A 280-nucleotide genomic window follows, 5' to 3' on the forward strand; every position below is an offset into this window, starting at 1 on the left:
CTGGACGGCATCAGGGCAATCGCCGCCAAGGTGGGCGCGAAGGTCGAGACGCTCGATTCCAGCGGCAAGGGCTCGCTGACCGAGGCCGCCGACAAGGCGCCGAAGGAATTCACCACCGTGCAGCGCGGCAATGATGATCTCGCCGCGATCCTCTACACGTCGGGCACCACCGGCCGCTCCAAGGGCGCGATGCTCTCGCACGACAATCTGGCCTCGAACTCGTATTCGCTGGTCGACTACTGGCGCTTCACCGACAAGGACGTGCTGATCCACGCGCTGC

At 65.4% G+C, this 280-nt stretch carries 1 protein-coding gene; it reads left to right on the top strand.

The annotated features are described in order from the left end of the window. The coding region (locus tag FNJ47_RS52190) for an AMP-binding protein (RefSeq protein WP_163163607.1) at positions 1 to 280 on the top strand (280 nt) is incomplete at both ends.

Origin of the sequence: Bradyrhizobium uaiense, from assembly GCF_010811875.1 — a bacterium.
GTDB lineage: Bacteria > Pseudomonadota > Alphaproteobacteria > Rhizobiales > Xanthobacteraceae > Bradyrhizobium > Bradyrhizobium uaiense.